Annotated in this window: 24 protein-coding genes; 9 read left to right on the top strand and 15 right to left on the bottom strand. The window is 62.7% G+C overall.

What is annotated here, in order from left to right; translation table 11 throughout:
- Window positions 1-65 precede the first annotated feature (65 nt).
- Window positions 66-596, bottom strand: coding sequence for a hypothetical protein (locus V1273_RS23835; RefSeq protein WP_334363696.1), 531 nt, complete (start codon window positions 594-596; stop codon window positions 66-68).
- Window positions 597-810: 214 nt separating this feature from the next.
- On the opposite strand from V1273_RS23835, the gene V1273_RS23830 reads away from it, so the two are divergent.
- Window positions 811-2,478 (top strand): fumarate hydratase, encoded by a 1,668-nt coding sequence (locus tag V1273_RS23830; protein WP_334411045.1) that lies wholly within the window; start codon window positions 811-813, stop codon window positions 2,476-2,478.
- Entirely contained in the window at window positions 2,475-3,149 is a 675-nt protein-coding gene (locus tag V1273_RS23825; RefSeq protein WP_334411044.1) for a DUF429 domain-containing protein, read from the top strand. The genes V1273_RS23830 and V1273_RS23825 overlap by 4 nt, the downstream gene beginning before the upstream one ends.
- A gap of 150 nt (window positions 3,150-3,299) precedes the next feature.
- On the opposite strand, the gene V1273_RS23820 is transcribed toward V1273_RS23825, so the two are convergent.
- The 4 genes from V1273_RS23820 to V1273_RS23805 all read right to left on the bottom strand — a co-directional run bounded on the left by V1273_RS23820 (window position 3,300) and on the right by V1273_RS23805 (window position 6,592).
- On the bottom strand, window positions 3,300-3,596 hold the full coding sequence (locus tag V1273_RS23820) for a hypothetical protein (protein ID WP_334411043.1): 297 nt from the start codon (window positions 3,594-3,596) through the stop codon (window positions 3,300-3,302).
- Window positions 3,597-3,722: 126 nt separating this feature from the next.
- Complete coding sequence (locus tag V1273_RS23815) at window positions 3,723-4,280, bottom strand: inner membrane-spanning protein YciB (protein ID WP_334411042.1); 558 nt, start codon at window positions 4,278-4,280, stop codon at window positions 3,723-3,725.
- A gap of 43 nt (window positions 4,281-4,323) precedes the next feature.
- Window positions 4,324-4,902: a hypothetical protein gene (locus tag V1273_RS23810; protein WP_334411041.1), complete on the bottom strand. Its 579-nt coding sequence runs from the start codon at window positions 4,900-4,902 to the stop codon at window positions 4,324-4,326.
- A 286-nt stretch (window positions 4,903-5,188) separates the two neighbouring features.
- Complete coding sequence (locus V1273_RS23805; protein WP_334411040.1) at window positions 5,189-6,592, bottom strand: carotenoid oxygenase family protein; 1,404 nt, start codon at window positions 6,590-6,592, stop codon at window positions 5,189-5,191.
- 110 nt (window positions 6,593-6,702) lie between these two features.
- On the opposite strand from V1273_RS23805, the gene V1273_RS23800 reads away from it, so the two are divergent.
- Window positions 6,703-7,437: a TetR/AcrR family transcriptional regulator gene (locus tag V1273_RS23800; RefSeq protein ID WP_334363685.1), complete on the top strand. Its 735-nt coding sequence runs from the start codon at window positions 6,703-6,705 to the stop codon at window positions 7,435-7,437.
- Window positions 7,438-7,963: 526 nt separating this feature from the next.
- On the opposite strand, the gene V1273_RS23795 is transcribed toward V1273_RS23800, so the two are convergent.
- Window positions 7,964-8,566 carry a hypothetical protein gene (locus V1273_RS23795; protein WP_442894107.1) on the bottom strand — a complete coding sequence of 201 codons (603 nt, stop codon included), beginning with the start codon at window positions 8,564-8,566 and terminating at the stop codon, window positions 7,964-7,966.
- 156 nt (window positions 8,567-8,722) lie between these two features.
- Between V1273_RS23795 and V1273_RS23790 the strand changes: the two genes are divergently transcribed.
- Window positions 8,723-9,430 carry an SET domain-containing protein gene (locus V1273_RS23790; protein WP_334411038.1) on the top strand — a complete coding sequence of 236 codons (708 nt, stop codon included), beginning with the start codon at window positions 8,723-8,725 and terminating at the stop codon, window positions 9,428-9,430.
- Window positions 9,431-9,509: 79 nt separating this feature from the next.
- On the opposite strand, the gene V1273_RS23785 is transcribed toward V1273_RS23790, so the two are convergent.
- The 3 genes from V1273_RS23785 to V1273_RS23775 form a co-directional block, all read right to left on the bottom strand.
- The gene (locus V1273_RS23785) at window positions 9,510-10,097 is read right to left on the bottom strand and encodes a class I SAM-dependent methyltransferase (RefSeq protein ID WP_334411037.1); all 588 of its coding nucleotides are present in this window, start codon (window positions 10,095-10,097) and stop codon (window positions 9,510-9,512) included.
- A gap of 89 nt (window positions 10,098-10,186) precedes the next feature.
- Window positions 10,187-10,477 carry a DUF6522 family protein gene (locus V1273_RS23780; protein WP_334411036.1) on the bottom strand — a complete coding sequence of 97 codons (291 nt, stop codon included), beginning with the start codon at window positions 10,475-10,477 and terminating at the stop codon, window positions 10,187-10,189.
- A gap of 28 nt (window positions 10,478-10,505) precedes the next feature.
- Window positions 10,506-10,934, bottom strand: a complete 429-nt coding sequence (locus V1273_RS23775; protein ID WP_334411035.1) for an RrF2 family transcriptional regulator — start codon at window positions 10,932-10,934, stop codon at window positions 10,506-10,508.
- A gap of 96 nt (window positions 10,935-11,030) precedes the next feature.
- On the opposite strand from V1273_RS23775, the gene V1273_RS23770 reads away from it, so the two are divergent.
- Together V1273_RS23770 and V1273_RS23765 are read left to right on the top strand one after the other, a co-directional pair.
- Entirely contained in the window at window positions 11,031-11,489 is a 459-nt protein-coding gene (locus V1273_RS23770; RefSeq protein WP_334411034.1) for a group III truncated hemoglobin, read from the top strand.
- The gene (locus tag V1273_RS23765) at window positions 11,489-11,623 is read left to right on the top strand and encodes a hypothetical protein (RefSeq protein WP_334411033.1); all 135 of its coding nucleotides are present in this window, start codon (window positions 11,489-11,491) and stop codon (window positions 11,621-11,623) included. Before V1273_RS23770 ends, V1273_RS23765 begins: the two co-directional genes overlap by 1 nt.
- A gap of 122 nt (window positions 11,624-11,745) precedes the next feature.
- Here V1273_RS23765 and V1273_RS23760 read toward each other — a convergent pair whose 3' ends face one another.
- Complete coding sequence (locus V1273_RS23760; protein WP_334411032.1) at window positions 11,746-12,144, bottom strand: hypothetical protein; 399 nt, start codon at window positions 12,142-12,144, stop codon at window positions 11,746-11,748.
- Window positions 12,145-12,182: 38 nt separating this feature from the next.
- Window positions 12,183-12,404 carry a hypothetical protein gene (locus V1273_RS23755; RefSeq protein WP_334411031.1) on the bottom strand — a complete coding sequence of 74 codons (222 nt, stop codon included), beginning with the start codon at window positions 12,402-12,404 and terminating at the stop codon, window positions 12,183-12,185.
- A 100-nt stretch (window positions 12,405-12,504) separates the two neighbouring features.
- Between V1273_RS23755 and V1273_RS23750 the strand changes: the two genes are divergently transcribed.
- The 3 genes from V1273_RS23750 (at window position 12,505) to V1273_RS23740 (ending at window position 15,042) form a co-directional block, all read left to right on the top strand.
- The gene (locus V1273_RS23750; protein WP_334363671.1) at window positions 12,505-13,326 is read left to right on the top strand and encodes a helix-turn-helix domain-containing protein; all 822 of its coding nucleotides are present in this window, start codon (window positions 12,505-12,507) and stop codon (window positions 13,324-13,326) included.
- A 257-nt stretch (window positions 13,327-13,583) separates the two neighbouring features.
- On the top strand, window positions 13,584-14,249 hold the full coding sequence (locus V1273_RS23745; RefSeq protein WP_334381570.1) for a DsbA family oxidoreductase: 666 nt from the start codon (window positions 13,584-13,586) through the stop codon (window positions 14,247-14,249).
- Between the two features lie 154 nt (window positions 14,250-14,403).
- Window positions 14,404-15,042: an NIPSNAP family protein gene (locus tag V1273_RS23740; RefSeq protein ID WP_334363669.1), complete on the top strand. Its 639-nt coding sequence runs from the start codon at window positions 14,404-14,406 to the stop codon at window positions 15,040-15,042.
- A gap of 6 nt (window positions 15,043-15,048) precedes the next feature.
- Here the strand turns inward: V1273_RS23740 and V1273_RS23735 are convergent, their stop codons facing one another.
- The 4 genes from V1273_RS23735 to V1273_RS23720 all read right to left on the bottom strand — a co-directional run bounded on the left by V1273_RS23735 (window position 15,049) and on the right by V1273_RS23720 (window position 21,268).
- Complete coding sequence (locus V1273_RS23735) at window positions 15,049-15,993, bottom strand: cupin-like domain-containing protein (RefSeq protein ID WP_334411030.1); 945 nt, start codon at window positions 15,991-15,993, stop codon at window positions 15,049-15,051.
- Window positions 15,994-17,184 (bottom strand): GNAT family N-acetyltransferase, encoded by a 1,191-nt coding sequence (locus V1273_RS23730; RefSeq protein ID WP_334411028.1) that lies wholly within the window; start codon window positions 17,182-17,184, stop codon window positions 15,994-15,996. It lies immediately after the preceding gene.
- A gap of 173 nt (window positions 17,185-17,357) precedes the next feature.
- Entirely contained in the window at window positions 17,358-20,084 is a 2,727-nt protein-coding gene (locus V1273_RS23725) for an EAL domain-containing protein (protein WP_334411027.1), read from the bottom strand.
- A 65-nt stretch (window positions 20,085-20,149) separates the two neighbouring features.
- The gene (locus tag V1273_RS23720; protein WP_334411026.1) at window positions 20,150-21,268 is read right to left on the bottom strand and encodes a FecR family protein; all 1,119 of its coding nucleotides are present in this window, start codon (window positions 21,266-21,268) and stop codon (window positions 20,150-20,152) included.
- Between the last annotated feature and the right edge of the window lie 135 nt (window positions 21,269-21,403).

Genomic DNA, 21,403 nt, shown 5'->3' with positions numbered 1-21,403 from the left:
TGCACCATTGAAGCCCGGATTTCCTGCAAGGAGCGCGGGCGGAAGTCAATCCGATCTTGCGAGTGTCAGAACCCGTAGAGGAAAATGCCGATGCCGAAGGCGATCACCGAGGCCACGCCGTACAGCGTTGGAATGCTGACCAGCATAGTGGCCAGTCCCAGCCGCTCGCCGCGTGCGGCAAGCGTGATAGCGCAGGCGGCCATCAGCGGAAACGCGATGATCCGGACCGGCGTCTCGAAGGCGGAGACGCCACGGAAATCCAAGCCGTGCCGCACCACCGAGGGCATGAAATTCAGCCAGGTCATGAGCACGAGCGCGCCAAGCGCGAGGATGGCGTAACGCAGCCTTCCGATGGTTGCAAACCCCAGCGCCGCCAACGCCAGCACCGGATGGCTTGCAATATACGTCTTGATGATCGCACCGCCGACGCCATGGCCAGGAACTTGCGACATGTCGCCGAACAGGACCGGCGCGTGCGAGAGCCCGTCGAAAGCTTCGATCGCGGCAATGATGATCAGAAACAGATACAGCCCAAGCAGCCGCGGGGGACGGATCGGAACGGAAGCTGCGTCGGGCACTGTGGTGGCGGAGTTCATTACCATCGCAATCGGTTGGGGAGTATCGAAAGTCTCGGGTTTGTCTGGAGATGGCTGGGAACGGTTCAATCGCCGATTGGCGGCCGAAAATTGCCCGACTTCGGCCTTGTGTGCCGGGCCAGCAAAACCTTCCTTTTGCTCGAAAAATGCTTAGAACGGGTCTACCGCCGCGGCGCCGTTCTGGCTGCCACCGGCTCCAACCCGAGATATCGACATGAACGCCCCGACCGCATTTCCCGACCAGAAACCCGTTCCGCCCTACAAGCATACGCCGCTGTTTCCGTTGGGGCCGGACACCACGCCCTATAAGAAGATCACGACCGAGGGCGTGCGGGTCGAGAAGGTGCTTGGCAAGGACATGCTGGTGGTGTCGCGCGAGGCGTTGCGGGCGCTGTCGGAGGCTGCCTTCGGCGATATCAACCACTACCTGCGGCCCGGCCACCTGAAGCAGCTCCGCTCGATCCTGGAAGACAAGGAGGCCAGCGACAACGACAAGTTCGTCGCCTTCGATTTCCTGAAGAACGCCAACATCGCCGCCGGCGGCGTGCTGCCGATGTGCCAGGATACCGGCACCGCGATCATCATGGGCAAGAAGGGCTGCAACGTCATCACCGATGGCGACGACGAGGCGGCGTTGTCGGAAGGTGCGCGTGACGCTTACTTGCGCCGTAACCTGCGCTATTCGCAGGTTGCACCCTTGTCGATGTATGAGGAAAAGAACACCGCCAACAACATGCCGGCGCAGTGCGAGATCTACGCCGAGGGTGGGTCTTCAGAAGTAGATTCGGCCTACAAGTTCATGTTCATGGCCAAGGGCGGCGGTTCCGCCAACAAGAGCTTTCTGTTTCAGGCGACGCCTTCCGTTCTGACCAAGGATCGTTTGCTGGCGTTTCTGAAGGAGAAGGTGCTCACGCTCGGCACTGCGGCGTGTCCGCCGTATCACCTCGCCATCGTCATCGGCGGCACCTCTGCCGAGCTTTGCATGAAGACAGTAAAGCTCGCGTCCGCGCGCTATCTCGATGCGCTGCCTACCCACGGCTCGGCCGACGGCAACGCGTTCCGCGATCTGGAGATGGAGCAGGAAATTCTGAAGATGACGCAGTCACTCGGCGTCGGCGCGCAGTTCGGCGGCAAGTATTTCTGCCACGACGTGCGCGTGATCCGGATGCCGCGCCACGGCGCCTCGCTCCCGATCGGGCTCGGCGTCTCCTGTTCGGCGGACCGCCAGGTGCTCGGCAAGATTACGAAAGACGGCGTCTATCTCGAAGAGCTCGAGCACAACCCGGCGCAGTATCTGCCCGCGGTCGAGCAGTCGCTCGGCGGCGAGGTCGTCAAGATCGACCTCAACCAGCCGATGAAGGAGATTTTGGCGACGCTGTCGAAATATCCGATCAAGACGCGGGTCTCGATGACCGGCACCATGATCGTCGCGCGCGATTCCGCGCACGCCAAATTGCGTGAGCGGCTGGAGAAGGGTGAGCCGCTGCCGGATTACTTCAAGAACCATCCGGTGTATTACGCCGGTCCCGCCAAGACCCCCGACGGTTACGCGTCCGGCGCGTTCGGCCCGACCACGGCGGGGCGGATGGACTCCTTCGTCGATCAGTTCCAGGCGGCGGGCGGCTCGATGGTGATGGTCGCCAAGGGCAACCGTGCGGTCGCGGTCCGCGAGGCCTGCAAGAAGCACGGCGGCTTCTATCTCGGTTCGATCGGCGGAGCCGCGGCAAATCTCGCCGAGCACTGCATCAAGAAGGTCGAGGTGGTGGAATATCCCGAACTCGGCATGGAAGCGATCTGGCGCATCGAGGTGGTGGATTTCCCGGCCTTCATCATCATCGACGACAAGGGCAACGACTTCTTCAGGGAATTGAACCTGGGGTGAGGGCGCTCGGCCTCGACGGTTTCAGCAAGGGCTGGGTCGCCGTGCTCCTTGACGGCGACCTTCGTGAGATCAGGTTCTGCCGCGACATTGCCGGTGCGCTGTCCATCGGCTTTGATCGCGCCGCGATCGACATCCCCATTGGTATGACCGATGACGGCGAGCGGACCTGCGACCTCCTTGCCCGCGAGAGGTTACGGCCGCATTCATCGCGCGTGTTCACCGGGGCGCGGCGCTGGCTATGGACTGAATTCTCCGATCCCGACCAAGCCAATCGAGATGCATTCCAGCGCGGCCAGAAGCGGGTGTCGCGCCAGCTCTGGCACCTCGGGTCGAAGATCATGGAGTCGGATGCGTTCGTGCGGGCTAATCGTTCGCACGACATTCGCGAGGCTCACCCGGAACTGGTCTTCTTGCGCCTGAACGATTGCAAGCCGTTGCCGTCGAAGAAGTCGGAAGCTGGAATCCGCCTTCGTCGTCTGCTGCTGAAGCGGGGAGGGATCAGGGCTATCGACAGGTGGCTGACTAACGAACGCTTCGGTACCGGTGCAAAATGCGACGACGTGCTTGACGCCTGTGCTGTTGCGATTGCTGCACGCGACGCCGCCGGCTGCTTTCCGGAGGGCATAGCGCCACGTGACGCTTACGGTCTGCCGATGCAGATCTGGTCGTGACCCAACCTTAGCTGCAATTCGTCACCTCGGTTCGGGCGCCGGCGTTTGCGCGATCGCCGGCCTCGTCGGCGAGGCGAGGGCGGCGATCGAAAGCAGAACGATCCTATACATGGATGACAAAGCGAGGAGGCGCTGTGGCCTCCTCATCCGTCAGGCCCGCGATCCCGTGAACGGAAAGCTGCCCATCGGGCCGATGCCCATTTCGCCGGACATGGTGTCGCCGGAAATCTTGCCGGTGAAGGCAAGCGTGAGCGGCATCGGATTGGTGATGGAGATCTTCCAGGCGACGTCGTCGCCATTGACGGTGCCGTCAAAGATTTCGCCGGAATTGCCGTCCGCTCCTTGCGTGCCCGTCAGCGCGCCGCCCGCGCTTTGCAGCGACAGCGTCGCCTTGCGCTCGCCCATCGGCGTGCTCATGGTGATGTTCCAGTTTCCGTCCACGGCCATCTTTGTCTCTCCGACATTTCCACGGCAAGCCGGAATGGCCTGCGAGATCCGCTAAACTCGTGCGCGGTATAGCCTATCTCGCCACACAAGCCCAATCGCCTCAAGCACCTTTTTGACGCGTGTTTTTCAGGCTTGCTGGGCGGCGGCGCGAAGCCGGCTGCCGACCAAAATACGAAACGCGACGTATTGAACTGCAAAGGCGGCAATCTTGGCGCCGACCAGCACGACGGTCACGTAGAACGTCCACAGCTTCATGTCGCCGGTCATCGCGACACCGATCGTGCCGGCGGCGAGTGTGAAGCACAGTGCGGCCCAAGCGTAACCCGCGAAAGTGACGTATTCGGGAATGGTCTGGGTCACGATGGAGGGCATGTAGCGCAACATCCAGCCGCGCTTGAGCATGATGACGCCGATCGCGAAATGCCCGATTGCGGGTTTCGCCAACACGAAGCGCGGGTCGTGGGTCAGAAGCGTCGCGCTGCCGAGCACGATGACGAGCCCAAGGCTGGCCCATGTCATGTAACCGAGTTCTTTGCCCTCGATGCGGGAGTAGATCACCTGCGCAATTGCGCCAGCGATCGCGACGGCAGTCGCCAGCAGCACGTTGTCAGTCGTCAGGTAGATCGCGATGAATAGGATGGTGGAGAAAAAGTCGGCGCCCAGTCTGGCGAATACGTCCTTCATCGGTTTGCTCTCTGCTGATCGTGTTTCGGTTGGAAGCGTATCTTTAGTTGGCGCCGGGTAGGGCGTTCGCCGGCGGGACACCATGCTTCGCCCTGCGATATTGTGGATACCATGTCGTGAAATAGGCGGCACTGTTGCGGGCGGCGAATGCGATGGCGAGTCCGATCCAGAGTGGGAAGCCCGGCACATAGATCGTCAGCACGTTGCCGACGATCATCAGGACGAATGCGCCGGTCCAGGCCCAGGTGATGATATAGATCGCCTTGATGAAGCCGGGCAGCTTGGTCGTCTCGTTGTCGACGGCTTCCAGCGCGTATTGCAGCACGAACGGCTTGCGGATGATCAGCGATGCCAGCGAGATAGCCAGCACGCCGACATCGGTTGCCAGCTTGACGGCCGAGTTGCTCAGGTTCGGATCGATCAGCGTGACCCAAGCGCCTATCCCGGCGAAAACGACGACGCAACTCGCGCCGAGCATCTTGATCGAACGGCCGCGAGCGACGTCGATGGCAACGACAGCAAGGCAGATCGCGGCCGAAGCGAACAGGCTGACCTGGGCCGACGTCACCAGCATCAGCAGGGCGAAGGAGCCGAAGGGGGCAAGGATCAGGAAGATTGTCATGGCAGCCTCTCGGGCTAATCTTTACAGCGTAAAGATACACTAGGAGCCGGTCCGGGACTCGTCAAGCGAAATCTTTACACTGTCTAAATTCGACGACGCGACGATCTGTGATTGTCTTTGCAACGGTTTGCGGGCGCTTCAGGCGCCCAATATCGCGACCGAGAGAAACATGAGGGCACAGGCGAGCAGCAAAACGAGCGTGATCCTGATGCCGCCGACTCGGCCGACGCTTGCAACGTAGGGTGCGACAACGTCGCGCCCCGGCATCGCGGAGGCTATAGCGCGCTTAGGCCGTGCCAACCCAATTGCCGTGGATGCCGTCGGGGACACGATGTCCGAGCTTCACCAGTGCCACCGGTCCGGCGTCGACATCGGTGGCATTGAATACCGCGAGGTCGCTGCGGTTTTCGCGGGCTCGCCAGACCACCGACATCAGCCAGCCGTCACCCTCGCTGGCGTCATCGCCGCGTGGAACGAACACTGCTTCCGAGATCGTATCGCCGGCGGGCAGCAGGTACTGGCCAAGCCGCGATCCATTGCCGTCGACATGTACCAGGCCCGACAATCCGCCTGAAGTCGGCAGGTCGGGATTGGCGCAGGCGTACCATCCATGCCGGTTGGCTGAACCGACGCTTCGATCGCAGACGCGGGGGAATTCGCCGGTAATGCCGTCGAGCCAGGTTTGCGTGAAGCGATCGGTATTGCCTGCGAGATCGAAGGTCCAGCGGCACAGCCGGGCGCGCGACTTGGCGGGATTGGTGGGCGTGCCGTCGGGATGGGTGAACAGCGGCGGCTCCTCGTACTGCATGACGTCGGCAATGATGCGGTCGCCGTCCTCCCACGCGTTCATGACGTGGAAGACGTAGCAGCACTCGGCGCGAAACCAGACGATGTCCTTGGCGGAGCCGTTGCGCTTCATGACGCCGACATAGGCGCCCTTGTCCGGCTCCCAAGCATAGGGCGGCCGGCCCGTCATGGCGCGCTCGATGCTGCCGGTGAGCGGCAGGATCGGAAATAGCAGATGATTTTTGGTGACGATGAAGTCGTGCACCATGCTCGCATAGGGGGCCTCGAAGCGATCGAAGCGCGTTACTACGCCGGCGGCATTGACGGAGCCGAAGGAGAGGGCGGGGGTGAGGGGGCCTGCGGCGTTGTAGCCGAAGAACACCATCTCGCCGGTGACGGGATCGATCTTGGGATGCGCCGTGAACGGTCCGGAGATGCCTTTGCCATAATCGCAATAACCGAGCCGGTTGAGGGTGCCAGGCTCGATCTCGGTCGGCAAATGGCCTTCCTCAAGGGCCAGCAGGCGGCCGCCATGAAAGATGATGTTGGTATTGGCGACGCCGCCGTCTTGCGTAACCGAAGCAGGCGTACCCGGCAGCCTGCGGCCGAAGCCGCCGAACAGCGCACGGCCGGCGTCGTGCTCGGCCAGCCATTTCGGGGTGCGGATCCAGCGATTGCGATAGCTGGCGCGGCCGTTCTCGAGATGAAAGGCGTGCAGCATGCCGTCGCCCACGAACCAGTGGGCGCCGGGCGCGTCGAATTGTGGGTTGGGGCCGTTGCGATAAAGCGTGCCGTTAAGCTCGCGCGGTAATTCGCCGGTCACCTTGAGGTGTGCCGCGTCGCATTCCATCGGGATCGGCGCCAGATTGGTCCGGGCCATCTCGGTCGTTACCTGGTCGAGCATCGCGTTTCCTCCGGCTTTATCTTTACATCGTAAAGATATCAGTAGGAATACTGCGAGCCGCCGTCAAGCAAAATCTTTACAGTGTAAAAATTGCGGTTATAAGAAGTCGCATGGCAAGATTATCGAGAGCAACCAAAACGAACCGCCCGGCCGCGAAGCGCAGGCCCGCGAAGACTGTAGCCGAAAGGCCGGCCAGCCGGCGTCGCCGTCCGTCCGGCGAGACGCCCTATCATCACGGCGATCTGCACGACGCCTTGCTCGCCGCGGCGGAGCGGGTGCTGGAACGCGACGGGCTGTCTGGCCTGACGCTGCGGGCGGTTGCGCGCGAGGCCGGCGTGTCGCATGCGGCACCGACCCATCATTTCGGCGATCTCACCGGACTCCTGAGCGAGCTTGCCGCCATCGGATTCCGGCGCTTCAACGCGGCGATGATCGCGGCGGACAACACCGAAACGCTCCCACTCATGAAGTCGCTGGCGCGCGCCAAGGCTTATGTCGCCTATGCACAGGCGCGCCCCGGCATGTACGGGCTGATGTTCCGTACCGAGCGGCTCGACATGACACGGCCCTCGCTGCACGAGGCGGCGACCGCCTCCTTCGAAGGACTGGCCACCGCGGTGAGCCTCAGCCGCAACGAAAAACTCACCGGCGAAGCGCTGGAGGCTTTGTCGCTCGACCAGGCCGCCGCGATTGCCCGCGCGTGGTCGCTGGTGCACGGCTTCACCACGCTGCTGCTTGATGGAAGGCTCAAGGACATCCTGCACCGGCTGCCCGAGGGGACCGGCGTCGACCGGCTTCTGGATGCAATGTTGCGCTCGACAGTGCCACGACCGCCGGGGGCGTAAGACGGTGGCCGCTCTGCGGGAGTTCGCAGGCGGGATGGAGCTGCGCGGCGGGTTGCGGTTGGCGTGCCGCTCAGCAGCCCCTGCAAATCTTGGTTTGCCGCGCGAGCCTTGCGTCGGCTTCCGCGTCTTCGTTGGGCTGCCGCGTCCAGTCTTCGTATGCCGCTTTGACGCCCGATCCGGCTGACCTGTCCCTGGAAGACGCTTCGTTCAGCGGGCCCAGAATGATCTCGCGGTTGCGCGCCGTCCTCCGCTTTGGCTTGGCCACCCCGGCTTGTTCGCCATCTGCGGTCGGCGGTTCACCCAACCCGTCCCAGGCAATCGGCGCGCCCGCGGTCTGCGTCGAGCAGCCAGTTCCGGAGGCGCAGCAGCCGGAGAGGGCGATGCCGGCGATGAGGAGTGCCAAGAGTTTTATGTGCATCGCTGCCCCGGGTAATGCGGTGAAATAATAAGGTTTGACAAGGTTCAAGCACTCAAGCCCGAAGCTTTGACGTTAATGCGGCAAGAAAGCGCCGGACTGCGTCTACCATCACCGCTTTGCCAATTCCACAGCGCGGCCGCGCTCGCCAATCACCTTCACTTCGTCCTTGCCGCACTTGAAATCACGCGCAAATTCGTCCGCGGCCTGGCGCGCGAGCTCGTTGGCATTGCGGTTGGCCTGGCCGTCGATATGGGCGACGTGGCAGACCGGTCCGGGCGGCAGCCGTGTCACCGCGAGCATCGGTTTCGTGATCGGGTTGCCGGTCTTGTCCAGGTCGTTGTTATCGGCGATCAGCCAGCGCTGAATGATCGCGAACGGCCTGCTGTCGACCGCCCGCCATTCGACGGTGTGGCCGGTCGAATTGAAGGGGCCGAACCAGGCCTCCGCGGCCGGCTCCTTGGCGGCGGCCTCGCGGTTTCGTCCCACCGAGACGGTTTCGCGCAGATCGCCCTCGCTGATCAGTACCACCAGCCCCCATTTGCCGGGGCAGACCTGCGTCGTGCTGCCGTCGGATTCGGGCTTGCCGACGGTGTGGCAGTCCTTTGGCGCGGTAGACGTGTAGCTGCTGCTGAAAGTTTGGGCGTTCGCCGGTGACATCAGATCGGACAACAGAGCTGCGGCCAATGCGATCAATTGTGGGGAACGTTTCATCCTGCCACTCATTTGCTCTGGAACCTCGAAGATCAGACATGCGCAATCTGGGGAAGGTTCACGGAAACGCCGCGAAACACCTGACATCGCCGCGGAATCGTCCTAGAAGGGCGGCTTCAATTCCTCGTTTTTCGAGCGCGCAGTTATCCAATCGTCATGCCATCCATTCCTTCGAATAAACCCTATCGCGTCGGCCGCTCCCGCACCGGACTTGGCCTTTTCGCCACCAAGCCGATCAAGAAGGGCACCAAGATTATCCGCTATTTCGGGCCGCTTCTTGATTCGAAGAAGAAAGAAGAAGACGCGATCGAGAACAAGTATTTGTTCGAACTGAACGACCGCTGGACCATCGACGGCTCGGTGCGCAAGAACATCGCCCGCTATATCAACCATTCCTGCCGGCCGAACGCCGAATCCGATGTCAAACCCCGTAAACGCAAGGTGTTCATCCGCGCCATCAAGAACATCGAGCCGGGCGAGGAGATCAACTACGATTACGGTACCGATTATTTCAAAGCCTATCTGAAGCCGATCGGCTGCAAATGCGCAGCCTGCGAGAAGAAGCGCAAGAAGAAGCGTGCCGAAGCGCGGGCGGAGAAGGCGCGGCTGAAGGCGAAGGCCGAGCGGAAGGCGCTGAAGCAGGCGGAAAAACTGGCCAAGGCCGACGCGAAGCTGAAGGATAAATTGAAGGCAGAGGCCGAGCGCACGTCGAAGAAGAGGCTCAAGCTGAACGGCCATTCGGCCAATGGCATGTCGCTGAATGGGACATCACTGAACGGCAGCAGCCGTGTCAGAGCGTCCGGCAAGAAATTGGCTGCCAGGAAACGGCCGGTTTCCGCGCCGGCGCCGACCCTCCAGGCATAGGGCTGCTTCGGCTTGATTGAATCGGAGCGAGGCTCTCGCCCTTTGTTTCGACGCGCGTCTTGAGAAGAGCCGGGCTCAGTTAGCGCGAAAATGAGCCCGAAGCGTCTGCCTTCACGAACGCCAAGTTTGTCCAAGTGACGCCGGCGGCGCGATTTCTCTTCTGGTGGGATTCAGAAGCCACATTCAAGACACAGCGCAAGCCGTGCGCCTGCGCGAGCGCGATAGTCTCCTCGGCGGGGATTTCAAACATCCGCCGCGCGGGCGGCACGGGCCCATGCCGGATCGTCATAGTGATAGTGCCGCCTGACCCGATCAGCGAGGCCAGATTCGGCATCGCATATTGACGCTGGGTTTGGTCGAGATGCATCCACACCGCAGTCAGCATCACGAGATCAAACGTCTCGCCGCGTGCCCGCAGGCGGACCAGGTCGGGCAGGCTATCGTCGAGCCATTCGATCAGAGGAGAGGGATGCAGCGTCATGGCGGGGATACGCAGGGCGTCGGTAGGCTCGACGGCGATAACACGATGCCCGAAGCTTGCGAACCAGCCTGCGTCCCGTCCAGTTCCTGAACCGATATCGAGCACGCGGGCCGGGGCTTTGGGTATCAGATGCAGGACATGGCGGTGATTTTCAGCCGCCGGAATGCTTTCGTAGCGCAGGAACAACTGTTCCGCTTCGCTGGCATATCCTTCCGTGCCGCTGACTTGCGCTGATGTCATCTGTTTCCTGCACAGCTTTCTGAGCGTGCGGCGGTTTATCCGCCGGGCTTGCGCACCGATTTCGGCAACGACGAATCGCCGAAGTCGACCGCCGACCGTTGAACGATAGTACCTGCTTCGTCGACAACCACGCGAAACCGCCGATGTGCGGACAGGAAGGTCAGTCGATGCCGGCCAAAATCGGCATCGACGCCGCGCTCGGCAAAGCTCGTGATCTTGCCCGCCCGCATCTCCTTCTGAAGGAGCGGCAGCGCAAGGCCGAGGCCTTCGGCGACGATCGCGGCATCGATCTGCACGACGCCATTTTCGAACTCGATCGGTTTCATGTTCAAGTCCTGAGCTTCGGTGCGGGCCTCACGCGGTCACCGGACTGCGTCTGGCCGGCGCGGGGTAGGCGCATTCCGCCAGCGTCGTGGCGTCGAGCTCGCGCATGAAGGCCTCGCGCGCGGCGGCGAGCCTCGCCTTTAGCCGGCAGCGCGGCTTCAGCATGCAACTGCCGCCATCCTCACGAAAACATTCGACCAGCGGCGGCCCCTCCAGCGCGCGCACCACCTCGCCGATGGTGATCGAGTGGGCCGGGCGGGCCAGCATGAAGCCGCCGCCGACACCGCGCTGGGTCGAAATGAAGCCGCTATCGGCGAGGTCGCGCACCACCTTGGCCAGATGGTTGCGGGAAATGCCGAACTCGGCCGCGATTTCATTGGTGGCGAAGGAGCGGCCGGGTTCGCCCGCCAACCGCATCAGGGCGCGCAACGCAAAATCCGTGAACGACGTCAGGCGCATGGGGCCCCTCTCAAAAGATCTGCTTGCAAATCAACTATAGCCGTCTAATTAGGTATTTGAAATACCTATTTAAGGGCAGGCGGATTGGAAGCGATCGTGGCAGGGCCGGAGCGGCGCGAACGGCTCACGGCCGAAATCATGGAGCGGACGGGCATCGACGAGGCGATGATCGAGCGCCTGGTGCGCGGCTTCTACGCCAAGGTCCGCGACGACGCGGTGCTGGGGCAGATCTTCGAGGCGCGCATCAAGGATTGGGAGCCGCATCTGAAGCAGATGTGCGCATTCTGGTCGTCCGTCGCGCTGATGACCGGCCGCTATCACGGCACGCCAATGGCCAAACACCTCCCGCTGCCGGTCGATGCCGCGCATTTCGATCGCTGGCTCGCGCTATTCGAGGCCACCGCGCGCGAGGTCTGCCCACCGGAGGCGGAAGCGCATTTTGTGGAGCGGGCGCGGCGGATTGCGGCGAGCCTCGAGCTTGGTATCGCCGGCGCCAACGGCGTCATGCTCGCAAACGGTGAAAGATTTCGACGCAATCAGGCAGGAGCAGTGTGATGGCTTATCGTGCACATATCGTGACGAACAAGGAGCAGGCCGATCCGTATTCGGGCAGCAGCCTGGTACCGATGCTGGTCATCGGGCTGGTACTGACTTTTGCCGGAATGATTGTGGCGGTGGTGTTGAGCTGACGCGCTCGCACGCGTCATTCCGGGCTGGTGCGTTAGCACCAGACCCGGAATCTCGAGATTCTCAGGCGCGCAATTGCGCACCATAGTTCGATGCTTTCGCATCGCCCCTGACGGTGCCCACTTTACGCCGTCACCGTCTCACCACTCTTCCGCAGGCCGATATACTGCAGCTCGGCAAACACGCCGGTTGCAATCGCCTGCGCCACGATGAAGACCTGACCGAGCAGGTTCGGCGACACCGTGCCCGAGAACAGCAGCGCGATGCTGCCAAGCGTCCACGCGGCGTTGCCGATGATCACGAACAACACCAGCGCCTTCATCACTGTCGACCTCGTCGCCAGCCAGCCGACCAGCGCGGTATAGGCGATCAGGAACAATCCGGTTTCGCGCAACAAGACTTCCGGCAAATTGAGGAACGGCGCGAGCGTGCCGGTGCCGAGCGTTAGCGCCACAGCGGCGACGCCGCTGAAGATGGCGTCAGCGAGCAGGGCGCGGCTCAGGAAGGTGGACGGATGGATCATGACGTTCTCCTTTGCTTGGGAATGACTGGTGGCAGGGATCAGCGTTGCAGCAGCGACCGGAGCTGACGCATCAGCCGCACCGGGCAGAGCGCCTTGCCGACCCTGTTCTCGATCGCCTGCACCTGCACGAACACGAACACGCCGGTGTCATGCACCAGGGGCTCGGGCATGTTCAGGGAACGCGCCACGAGCCAGGTGACCAGATTGCATACCCAGGGGATCATGGCGGCGATGAAGCGGAACAGCGAAAGCATCAGCATGGGTCATCTCCTGTGCCGCCAAAATGACCCGACCTGCGACCCGTTTCGATTACCTTGGACGTAATGGAATGGATGAAATTCGCATGGTAGGTTTTCCACCATGAACGCACATGCTGCCACGGCGCGAGCCGAACGAACCCAACCCCTACACATTGGCGATCACTTGCGCGAATGGCGCCAGCGCCGCCATCTGAGCCAGCTCGATCTGGCGAGCGATGCCGAAATATCCGCGCGTCACCTCAGTTTTGTCGAAACCGGCCGCGCCGCGCCGTCGCGGGAAATGGTGCTCAAGCTTGCCGAGCGATTGGAGGTCCCCTTGCGTGAACGCAACGTGCTCCTGGTCGCGGCGGGTTTTGCCCCGGCCTTTCCGAAACGCTCGCTGGATGATCCGGCGCTGAAGTCAGCCCGGCAGGCGATCGATCTGGTGCTGAAGGCGCATGAGCCCAATCCGGCGCTGGCCTATGACCGGCACTGGAATCTGGTGACGGCCAATCGCATGGTGGCGCCGTTGCTCGAAGGTTTGCCGCCGCATTTGCTCGGGCACCCCATCAACATTATGCGGCTCGCCTTTCATCCCGAAGGGCTCGCGCCGCGCACGGTCAACCTTGCCGAATGGAGCGCGCATCTCCTTGAGCGGCTGCACCGGCAATGCGAGGCGACGGCCGATCCCGAACTGCTCAAACTGTATCAGGAGCTGAAGGCCTATCGGATGCCGGCGCGCTCGGGGCCGATCTCGGCCGACAATGTCGCTATCCCGTTCAAGCTGCGCCACAATGGCGACGTGCTGAGTTTCATCTCCACCACCATGGTGTTCGGCACGCCCGTCGACATCACGTTGCAGGAGCTGGCGCTGGAAACGTTCTTTCCCGCCGACGATCTGACGGCCGATCGGATGCGGCAGATAGCGGCCGGTTTGACGTAACTTGTAGGATGGGTGGAGCGGAGCGATACCCATCAATGTCATGAACGGTGTTGATGGGTTTCGCTCTGCTCTACCCATCCTACATTGTGCGGTCGCCGGGGAGTCGCCGACTAGCGACAGGGCCGTGGTCGCGCTGCCCTGCAGCATATCGGTGACCACGGCCCGCCGGTGAAGTGATACGAGACATGCGGGGATCGCCCTTGTCTCCTTGTCCGATCGGACTACCTTCCGGGACATCAATCAGCGAGGACGTTCCGATGAGCACCTTAAAACCCCTCAAGATCGACATCGTCTCCGACGTGGTCTGCCCGTGGTGCTACATCGGCAAACGCCGGATCGAGAACGCCTTGGCGCTGGTGCCGGATGTTCCCGTCGAAGTGCGCTGGCGGCCGTTCTTCCTCAATTCCTGGGTGCCGCGCGAGGGCATCAGCCGCGACGAATATCTCACCGCAAAATTCGGTTCGGTCGAGGCCTATAAGGGCATCGCTGGTCGTGTCGTGGCCGCTGCGGGCGAGGAGGGGCTGACCTACCGCCCTGAACTCGTGAAGCGCCAGCCCAACACCATCGATTGCCACCGGCTGATCCACTGGGCGGAAGCGCACGGCAAGGCAGCCGAAATGAAGCAGCGGCTGATGGAATTGTACTTTCGCGATGGCGGCGATCTCACCGATGTCAACGTGCTGGTGCAGGCCGCGGCCGATGTCGGCCTCGACGCCGACGATGTGCGCAAGCGGCTTGCCACCGATGAGGACGTCGCGCTGATCTCCGGCCAGGCGCAGGAAGCGTCCGACAAAGGCATTTCGGGCGTTCCCACCTTCGTCTTCGCGCAGAAATATGCAGTGTCCGGCGCCCAGCCGGCCGAGCAACTCGCCCGGGCGATCCGGCAAGTTTCCGGCGAAATTAACGCGCAGGCCGCGGAGTAGCCTTGCGTGTCCCGGACGCGGTGCGGCGCACAGCGCTGCGCCGCAGAGCCGGGACCCAGGTTGCAGGGAAGTCCCCGGAGCAGCAGACCGCTTCGCGCTGCGCAGCATCCGGGGAACGCGGCGATGAAACTAGAATAGGCTTGGGGAGGCAATCATGATCTACGAACTGCGCACCTACACCTTAAGACCCGGCACGCTCGGCGACATGATCAAGGCCGCGAGTACGATATCGCGCGACATCCGCAAGGACGATTACGGCAAGCTCGAAGGCTACTGGTCGACCGAGATCGGCCCGCTCAATCAGGTTCTGCACATGTGGAGCTACAATAGTTTTGACGAGCGCGCCCGGTTGCGCGCCGAGCTTGCGAAAAACCCGCGCTGGACCGGCGAGTACGTTCCGCTGATCCGTCCGTTGTTGGTCCGCCAGGACGTTCGCGTGATGAACGCGGTGAGGCCTCCGGTGGCCCCGGCATCGACGGGCAATGTCTACGAACTGCGCAACTACCGCGCCAAGCCGGCGGGCGGCCTCAAGCAATGGCTCGATGCGTTCACTGCCGTGCTGCCAGAGCGCGAAAAATATTCAAAGATCGTCGGCCTCTGGATCACCGAAGCGGGTCAGCCGAACGAAGCCTGCCACATCTGGGCCTATCCCAGCCTGAACGCCCGCGCCGAAGCGCGCGGGAACGCGATGAAGGATCCGGCCTGGCAGGAATTTCTCGGGAAGGGTCCCGGATTTCTCGACGAGATGCACTCGACCATCATGCTGCCGGCGCCGCATTCGCCGCTGCAGTGAGGCTGGTTACACCCCCTTCAAATAATAGTTAGCGCGTTTCCCGAGCGCGATCCGCCGCAGCACGCGGCGCATCGCCATCGAGGCGCGCAGCGGCTTTATCGCGGTCGTCACGGTGCGATAGAACGCCAGCTTGAGCGCGTCGAGCAGCGGCTGTTTGCCCGGCGGCTGCTGCGGCAGACCGATGCTGCGCAGCATCGAATTGAAGAAGTGCAGATCGTTCATCCGCCGCACTTCGCGCGTCTTCCAGGTGATCGCCATCGAGATCGAGAACGAACCAGCGGTGCGCACCCAGTGCGGCCATTGATACGGCACATAGCAGCCATCGCCTGCGAACAGGTGGAATTCCTTGCCCAACGGCGCAATGCTATCGTCGTATTTCAGGTTGCGATGCTTGGTCATCGAGCGCTCGATCTCGTCGTCGGAGACGATCGAACGGTCGGTATTGTCGAAGATCGTGAAGAATTTTTCGCCGCGGATGTGCACGAAGAAATTGTCTTCGCTGTCGAGATGAAAGGGCGTGGTCGAATTCGGCGAGGACACGAACAGGAAACCTTCGACCTGCTCGAAGCCGGCGTCAGCCAAGCTGTTGAAGCCGCGGGCACGGGCGACGGACAGCAGCGTATCCTCCAGCAACGCGCGATATTCTGGCGAATTCTCGATGCGCTTGAGCACCATCCAGGCGCCGGCGGTCTCAATGCTCTTCACGACTTCGACGGGGTCGAGGTCGACGGAGGGAATCGCATCCGGATCCTGGCTGATCGCGACCTTGCCGGAATTATATTCGATCAGGTCGCGTGGCAGCTCGGAAGCCAATTGCGCGATGCGTGGCAGCGTCAGCAGCGGATGGCCGGCGAGCTTGTGGCGGATCGCGAACGGCTTTAGCGGAAAATCGCGGCGGAGCGCGTCATGGTCGGCCGTAATGACGGGCGCTATGGCGGTGAGCGTATTCATTTAGGATTTCTCCCGGCTCTTTCTGACGAAATGGACGAGACGCCGCGCCGGCTCGCGGATTGCCGACCGCAAGGGGAGCGCGGCGCGAATCAGCGCCACTACCGGATCGTTCCGCCGCAGCGGAATCAACACGTCGCCAATCGCAAGTCGTCCGCGCCAGATCGGGTTGATCATAGGATGGTCGGGATTTGCGGTGGAATCCACCATGGCAATGGCTGGATCGGCGCAAAGATGCTGCGTCAGCTCCAGCGTCAGTTGCACGCCCGGCGAAAACTTCGCAAAGCGCTCGTCGACGCCGAGCTTGAAATAGAAGGCGCGATCCTGATGGCGCAGCACGATCGCTGCCGCCACCGGTGTTTCGCCGGCGCGCAAGGTCACGATTTCGCATTGGCCGGTCTCTGCCAGCGCCGAAGTGGCGCGGCGGACGAACGCCGCATCGCCCTCGTGCTGGCCGAGGGCCGTGCCACGCTGCCCCTTCCAGCCGCTGGCTTCCAATACCAAGAAGGTTTCGACGGCGGCAGCGATCTCGCCGGGCGTCCGCGCCACGTCGAAATGGACGGCGCCGTGTTCGGCGAGGCGGTTGCGCTGGCGGCGGAGTTCTTTCAGTTTCTTTGCGCCGAGCGCGTCGCGCAGCACGGTATCGGCGTCAGCCGTGGCATCGAGGCAGGCGCGGACATGCGACTGCAGCACCAGCGGCTGCATGCCGCCGCGATGCAGCACATTGGTGAAGGCCTTCATGGCTGCGCCATCGAGCGGGGTGGCACGGAAAATCAGCGCATGCGCGCCGGCACGCCTGGCCCGGCGCAGAATGCTTGTGACGGCTTCCTCCGCCATCTCGCGATCGAGCAGCGGCGTGCAAAGCGTGCCATAGGGATCGGCGCTGACCAGAGCGGGCAGCGGGATCTTGTAGGCGCGCCACATCGAGATCACGGGCACAAGGCCGATCAAGGTGGATGCATCGCACCATGCGCCGAGCGCGGCGGCGTTCGAGCGGCCCCGCGCCGAAGCATTCACCGCCAATTCCCATTCGGGCAAGTAATAGCCGTTCGGCTCGGCGGCGCCTTCGGTGAGCGCGCGCCATTGGGGCGCGGAGATGCCGGTAAGCGGCGTCAGCGCCTCGCCAATGGCTGGCGCATTCGCATCCTTGCTCGATGCACGGCGCACCGTCGATATGTCGGCAATATCGGCCACTTCCCCGAATCCCCGTTCGCGATTTTTATGCCGGCGACACCTTGAGGGCGCCGGCGGCTCATCGCGTTCACGGGGCGACGCTAGTGGAAAGAGGTGGAAAATAGCGTTGCTGCGACGCTCGGATTTGAGGTGTCGCGTTAACCGATCGTTCAGCCTGATCAAACCGCTCGGCGTCACGCCACCTCGGCGGCTGCGGGAGCGGTCAGGAATTTGGCCTCAAAATCCCGAGTTGGCATCGGCTTGCCGAAGAAGTAACCCTGTCCCTCTTCGCAGCCCATCCTGACCAGGAAGTCGGCCGTGGCGCGGTCCTCGACGCCTTCGGCGATGACAGACAGGCCGAGTTGCTTGCTCAGTCCAATGGTCGAGCTAACGATCGCCGCGTCGTCGGGATTGGTCAGCAAGCCCAATACGAAAGAGCGGTCGATCTTCAGCCCGTCGAGCGGGAATTTCTTCAGATAGCTCAAACTGGCAAAGCCGGTTCCGAAATCGTCGAAGACGAGGCGAACGCCAAGCTCCTGAATCTCGAGGAACGTATTCAGCGCGCCCTGCTCATCGTGGAGCAGGATGTCTTCGGTGACCTCGAGCTCAAGGCTGGTTGGACATAAGCCGGTGCTGGCCAGAACCTGCGCAACCGAGACCGCGAGGTCACCGGACTCCAACTGCGACGGCGAAAGGTTGACGCCGATGCGGAGCTTGTGTCCCGCGCGTTCCCAAGCGGCTCCCTGGGTGCAGGCGGTTCGGAGAACCCATTCGGCGATGCGCTCGGAAATCGGAGAGGTGTTGACGACCGGCATGAATTCGCCCGGCGAAACCAGGCCCCGCACGGGATGACGCCAGCGGATCAGGGCTTCGGCGCCGATCAATCGGCCGTCGGCCAGATGAAATTGTGGTTGGTAAAACAATTCGAATTGATTGCGCTCCGCGGCCAGCGCCAGCTCCGCTTCCAGCGTCAGGCGCGCCTCCAGTTCGCGGCGGATCGAGTCTTCGAACAGCACGTGGCCGCCGCGGTTGGTCGCCTTGGCGCGGCTCAGCGCCAGATGGGCGTTGCTGAGTAGTTCGTCCGCCGTTCGCCCATCGCCTGGGCAAACGGCGGCTCCAATGCTGACCTTGACGCGGAGGTGACGGTTTCCGGCCAGCAGCGGCGCGTCGAAGCCGTCGCCGATCTGTTCGGCGAAGCGGCTGAGGTTTTCTCGGATGTCGCTGGTCGGAACGGCGATGGCGAATTCGTCTCCGCTCAAGCGGGCGACCAGACCCGCCGTCGGAATGGCCGCCGTCAGTCGCTGCGAAATGGCGCGAAGCACAAGATCGCCACAGGTGTGGCCGAGCATGTCGTTGATCTGCTGGAAGCCGTCGATGCCGATCACCAGCAGTGCCACCTTGCGGCCGTCCGTCTCGGCCGCGGAAATTTTGGCCTCGAGCTGGACGTGAAGCGTGTTGCGGTTGATGAGCCCCGTCAGCGTGTCGTGCTCCGCAAGATATCTGACTCTCTCGGCTTCGCGCTTGCGTACCGAGATATCGCGGAGGATCGCGCCGAATTGAAATCCGTCGGTGCCTTGCCAGCCGGAGAACGAGGCCTCGACCGGAAACACCGCGCCATTGCTGCGGCGTCCGTCGAACTCGACCACCGATCCGGCAGCCCGATGTGCCACGTTCTTGATGGAGAAGGCGGATGTGGCCGGGGCTTGGTCACGTGCGCAAATCTCGTCGAACGGCCGACCGATCATCTCTTCGGGCAGATAGCCGAAGATCGCGGTCGCGCCCGGATTCCACACCGTGATCAAATAGTTGGAGTCGGTACAGATCAGGCCGTCGCCGAGCGACATCGCCACGCGCTGAAAGCGGCTCTCGGCGACCCGGCCGAGCAGATCCCTGATGTCGATTTCGTCGAGGGCGATGGCCGCGACGTAGACGATGATGGCGATGTGAAACAGCGACGTATCCGGAATGAGCGGGAACGCCGCCTGCAGGGCGAACGCGCCTGCCTCGAGTGTGAACGCCGTTGCGCCGAGCAGCGCGACTCGCTTGCCGGCGGTGAGGCGGCGCCACGAGAACAGCATCAGCACGGCGAGCAACGCCAGGCCGGTCGCCGTGACGACGCCCGAGGTCCATTGCAGCGCGCGGTTCTGCAGCAGCGATTCCGCAGCCAGCGTCTGCAGCACCGGGCCCGACAGGATCACACCGTTCGGCACGCTGAAGCGGTCACCAAGTTCGAGCGCCGTGCCGCCGATGACGACCTTCTTGCCCCTGAGTTTTTGCAGTGTCGCCGGGTCACCGCTCAGAACGTCGGCAAAGGACACTTTGGTGATTCCGGCCGTTCGGATGCTGAAGTCGATCAAAAAGGGTGTGCGCTTTTCGGCGTACTGGCCGGCGAGCACGGCAGCCATCGACGGCACGAACTTGCCGTCCAGCTTCTCACCGAACGGATAACGCCGGACGAGGCCATCGGGCCCGACCTCGACATTGACGATCGCCGACCACGAATGTTCGGCGAATTGCTGCAGCGGGCGATTGATATGAAGCGTCGTCCTGTCGGTGCGGGGCTGCTGGAAGGAGGGCAGCACCACCGATCCGCCCGCGCCCTCGAGGGCTTCGGCAAAGTTTCGGTCCGACGACGCATCCGAAGGTGTCGAGAAGTCGACATCGAGTGCGATGTCCTGGACGTCCGCCTTCTGAAGCTGCCGGATCAGTTCGGCGTGGAGCAGGCGCGGCCACGGCCAGACGCCGATCCTGTCGATCGACGATGCGTCGATCGCGATCACCACGATGTCGCCGCTGACCTGTCGCGACTGCCAGGCGAACCGCAGGTCGGCCAGGGCGTTGCGAAGCGAGCTGTGCCAGCCGCCCGCCAGGACGATTGCCAGCGCAATCATCACGAAAATATGCGGCCGATATCGTTTCACTTGATCACCATTCTGGTGTTTCGGGTTTGACCGGTCGTTCAGCTCTCTTGCAATTGATTGTATGGTTAGCGGCCTCTTCCGTGTCCACTGTTGCCACGGCCACTGCCGTTGGCTCCGTTGCCATTCCCGTTGGCGGCATTTTCGCTGCCGCCATTGCCATTGCCATTGCCATTGCCGTTACCATTGCCGCTGTTGCCATTGCCGCTAATGCTGTTGCCCCCGGCGACAGCCGCTACCGCGCTTGCATTTGCTCGACCGGCGGCACTGGCGGCGGATCCGTTGCCATTATCTCCCTGACCATTGTTGGCGGCGGCCATGTCCGTGCCGGGAGTTGATGAACTCCAGACCGTATTGGGTTCGGAGGCGCCCCGCGCCGCGCCGACCGAAGCCGAACCGCCGTGGGCGAGACCGTTGGTAACGCGATGGAAGTTCACCCGAACTTCGCCGATCGACGAGGAGATGCGAGTGACGCCATGCCTCGCGGGATGGGCGTTCGCATGCTTGCTTTGTCCGTTGGCTGCATGGCGTGGCGCGGAGAGGCCGCCGCGCGGCACCGGCACGCGCTCGATGGTAGGTGCGCGCGGCTTGCCGTGCTCAATCGGAGCGAGGACGCCGGCTCCGCCCAGCGACAGTCCGGTCTTGCCGTTCGCGAACGCGGTCGCGTGCTGCCCGGCCATCACTTGCGCGATCTGGCCCGACTTGAAGTCGGCGACTTCGACCTGACCGCGGATCACATCGACGGTGGTCTTGCCGGCGTTGACGGTGACGCGGAATTGCGTGCCCTTCACCACGGCGGCGAGGTAGGGCGTTTCGACCTCGAAGTGCTTGACGTTGCGTTTTTCGACGTCGAGCAGGATCGAGCCGGCCCGCTGCACGATCGTTGTCGACAGCCCTTCCTTCTTCTGGGCGGGAACGCCGACCACGGAATTCGGCCCAACCATGATCATTTCCTCGCCGCGCTTCAACAGAACGCGACCGGTGCGGCCGGTGCGAACCGTATCGCCCGGCTTCACCGCGTCTTCCTGCTTGATCGATGCCTGCTGCACGCCGCTGCCGGTGAGCCAGACCTCACCGGAGGATTTGCTGACCGTCCACTCGCCGCCATCGGCCGCGTAAGCGGCGGGAGCCGTCGCCAGGAAGAACATCGCCGCGAGTGTTCTCGAGGCGTGAGCGATCGCACGCATGAAGCTCTCTCCGATTGCCACTTTGTCCCGGACGATATTGGAAATGTTTCAAGATTGAGTGAGCGGAAGCCGCCATCTGCGAGTGACCCATTAACCATTCGTTGACCATAATTTTCTATTAAAAATCAGATGGCT

It is taken from the genome of Bradyrhizobium sp. AZCC 1721, from assembly GCF_036924715.1.
Lineage (GTDB): Bacteria > Pseudomonadota > Alphaproteobacteria > Rhizobiales > Xanthobacteraceae > Bradyrhizobium.
The sequence above is the reverse complement of the archived record's forward strand: the minus strand, read 5'-3'. Positions and strand labels throughout refer to the sequence as shown.